This is a genomic window from Barnesiella sp. CU968, from assembly GCF_905219685.1.
GTDB lineage: Bacteria > Bacteroidota > Bacteroidia > Bacteroidales > Muribaculaceae > Lepagella > Lepagella muris_A.
This window is the reverse complement of the sequence record NZ_CAJMXD010000377.1, coordinates 1-2,824: the sequence shown is the minus strand read 5'-3', so window position 1 is coordinate 2,824 and position 2,824 is coordinate 1. Positions and strand designations below refer to the sequence as shown.

The window sequence follows — 2,824 nt, the reverse complement described above, 5'->3', positions numbered from 1 at the left end:
AGTTATCTCTCCATAGTCCACACTGACATACGGAAATATGTTTACCTCAAAACCCCATGAATGATAAGTGAAAAATATTTCATCAGTACGACTGCCGGCTTTTCGACTCAATGCAAATCGACCCCTGAGGATCTTGAAACCTTTAGCTGCAGCGAATGGCTCCAAGGTGGAGAAAATATGTTTTTTAACGTCCTGTATCTTCATAATCACATCCTGTTTATGGTAGTGTGAGGCATCAGAACCTTTGATAAATCAATACCTCCGCGGAAATCTACGTCAGTAAGACTGGCTTCGGAAAAGTCAACATCCTCCAATCGTCCTTTATTAGACACTAAAAATGATAATTTATTCCCATAATAATAGCTGTCGAACTTCGGTCCGCAAAACACGCATCCATAAATCTTTCCGACAAATTTGCACTTTGAAAATGACGCGGCAATGAATGCGGTATTGAAGTCGCAGTTAATGAACGTACAACCAATGAAATCTGCAATTCCGAGGCTTCTTAATTTGACATTTTCAAAAGTGCAATCCATATAGATTGTTTTCCGTAGCAAGACCGAAGTCCGTCCACCCATAGAGAAATGTTGTAACTTACCGCTTTTGAAAACACATTCTATAAATCGACACCCTCTTGCAAAGACATCTGAAAAATCACATCCAAGAAATTGGCATCGCTCAAATTTCTTTTTAGTCCACCACACGGCAATGCTTTCGTTACAAAACGAGGTGCGCTTAAAAACCTGATTGCTATATTGTTTATCGGTCAGTTTCATTTAGTTTCATTCCTTTTTTGCGCTTCAAGAAATTCCTGTTTGCCAGGAAAAGTCTGTGCTCCTAAGACACCGGCACTAAACTCGAAAACAGTAGAGTCATTATATACTATCAGGCACGGATCAGCGTTTATGCTGTCCTGCTGGTCATGCGAGAGAGGATGATTATAAAGGCGATATGAGTACATTCCCATATTCATACGTCGGAATCGGATAGTTGAATATTCCGAATCGGGATAATTGTTGACATCTATCCCTATACAATCTAAGTAGTCCAAACGTTCTTTTAGTTGCTTTTTTTCAAATTCGTCCAGTATATCGGATTGGGGCATAGATTGTGGCATATCTCCGTTATCAAATTCAACAACCAGTCGTGTGCTGTCAGGCAGCATATCGCGATAACGACCTACTGTATTCCACATCCAGAAAACAGGCTCTCCGTTGTAACATTCAGCCATAATGAACGCATCGCATCTCATAGGTGGTCTATTAAGTAGAAAAACTATACCCCCAAGGATTAACAGATCAGCGATATGGAACCATAAAAGAATCCTGTCGGCTTTTGAGTGTCGCCTTACGGCCTTGACAAAAGAATAAATCCAAAATCCGATAAGCGGAATTATAAAGAGGAATACGAAAAACAATAACACAATGACGCCGACCGCCCGAAATTCATTTTTATCGGCAGATGCAATCAAAAATACAAGCAACCAAACCGTGACAACTGCCACAGAAAGATACCGCATGAATCGGCTGAATCGTTGTCGTTTATTTATAGGCTTGCTTATCCCGTTATTCTCCATACTCAATGTTGTGGTTTAGTGCGTATTCTTTGGCTTTTTCTTTATCAAACGAATCGTCAAGGGGGAGTATTGCCACGCCATCCTCTGTTGTTTCGCCATTATCGAAATCTCCGTAAATCACAATAGCTCCGATGGTGTCCAACGGGGTAAAGGATTTTGGATGAACAAACTTATATCGCTGTTTCTCTACTTCAAGCAGACCCTTCTTTTCATAAAGAATGGCACTGTCGAAGCCTATTATCTCTGACGGTTCCTTCATGATATATTTGTCCGTTTCGCAATACACAGCATCAAACGTCAGGAATGTAAATATTAAGCCTACAACTGAGAGAAGCATCCAACCAATGGCATATATCCGTGAGATAGTATTATACACCGCTTTTTTACCGCGAATGAAATATACCGCACAACCCGAAAGGGCGGTAATCCAAAATAGTACATAGCCTAACCGCCAACGTAACTGCAAACTGTTCAACACCACAAAGAGGAACAGTACCAGCATCACGGCATGAAAAGCCACCAACAATATCTTCTGCCACTTATTCATAATACCTGTGTTTTATCTGATTAACGCGGATTCCCTCTTTGTTTTTCATAACCAGTTGTTTTTAAGGACGCGTCGTGAATAAATCGGGGCGTAGAAAAAACAGAACCACACGTTTAGCAATATATATCCGGGCGTGTCTTGTTTTATGGCTATTGCTATATTGCGTTGTATGAACACAGAGACAGCGATAATCAAAGCGATATAAAATATACCGCCTATTTTCGAGTCAATCAGTGGCGTATAGAACACTGCCGCTAATGTATATAGCAGCCAAAACAGTTGCACATTGCGAAGGAATAGATAGACCTTGCGCTTTGGAAATGTCTCCGATGCCTGTTTGCCGTCTGCCTTGCCGCTCAGGAAATATAAACTCAGGAAGGGATTGACAAAGAAGTTTCCGCAGAGTATCAATGACAGATACCTGCCACCGTATCGTACACGGCTAATACGGATATTGGCAAACAACAATCCCATCGCCGAAGCCATAAGCAGTAGCTGTGCTACTTTAGCCACATCAGAGTGCAGCCATAACTTACCGTCAAGCCACCCACCACTTATCCCGACAATAAGGACAGCAGCGTAAACCAGCAATATAAAATTACCGACAATTGCAGTGATATATAATGATTTATTCATTCAAAACCGGTTGTTAATGCTTTAATGGTATAATTCCAACTCATGATATATAAAAAGAATTACAA

At 40.8% G+C, this 2,824-nt stretch carries 5 protein-coding genes; all 5 read right to left on the bottom strand.

Features of this window, described 5'->3' with window-relative positions; genetic code table 11:
• Positions 1-204: hypothetical protein (locus tag JX312_RS11740; protein ID WP_204458110.1), on the bottom strand; the 204-nt coding region annotated here is incomplete at its 3' end.
• Positions 205-206: 2 nt separating this feature from the next.
• Entirely contained in the window at positions 207-776 is a 570-nt protein-coding gene (locus JX312_RS11735) for a pentapeptide repeat-containing protein (RefSeq protein WP_172469891.1), read from the bottom strand.
• Positions 773-1,576 (bottom strand): DUF4267 domain-containing protein, encoded by an 804-nt coding sequence (locus JX312_RS11730; RefSeq protein WP_172478179.1) that lies wholly within the window; start codon positions 1,574-1,576, stop codon positions 773-775. The genes JX312_RS11735 and JX312_RS11730 overlap by 4 nt, the downstream gene beginning before the upstream one ends.
• On the bottom strand, positions 1,566-2,123 hold the full coding sequence (locus JX312_RS11725) for a hypothetical protein (RefSeq protein ID WP_172469889.1): 558 nt from the start codon (positions 2,121-2,123) through the stop codon (positions 1,566-1,568). Before JX312_RS11725 ends, JX312_RS11730 begins: the two co-directional genes overlap by 11 nt.
• A 45-nt stretch (positions 2,124-2,168) precedes the next feature.
• Complete coding sequence (locus JX312_RS11720) at positions 2,169-2,759, bottom strand: hypothetical protein (RefSeq protein WP_123483797.1); 591 nt, start codon at positions 2,757-2,759, stop codon at positions 2,169-2,171.
• Positions 2,760-2,824: the final 65 nt, after the last annotated feature.

What these genes read in the sequence shown, in the direction of transcription:
- JX312_RS11735 (WP_172469891.1), bottom strand. Translation starts at nt 776, where the DNA reads ATGAAACTGACCGATAAACAATATAGCAATCAGGTTTTTAAGCGCACC.
- JX312_RS11730 (WP_172478179.1), bottom strand. Translation starts at nt 1,576, where the DNA reads ATGGAGAATAACGGGATAAGCAAGCCTATAAATAAACGACAACGATTC.
- JX312_RS11725 (WP_172469889.1), bottom strand. Translation starts at nt 2,123, where the DNA reads ATGAATAAGTGGCAGAAGATATTGTTGGTGGCTTTTCATGCCGTGATG.
- JX312_RS11720 (WP_123483797.1), bottom strand. Translation starts at nt 2,759, where the DNA reads ATGAATAAATCATTATATATCACTGCAATTGTCGGTAATTTTATATTG.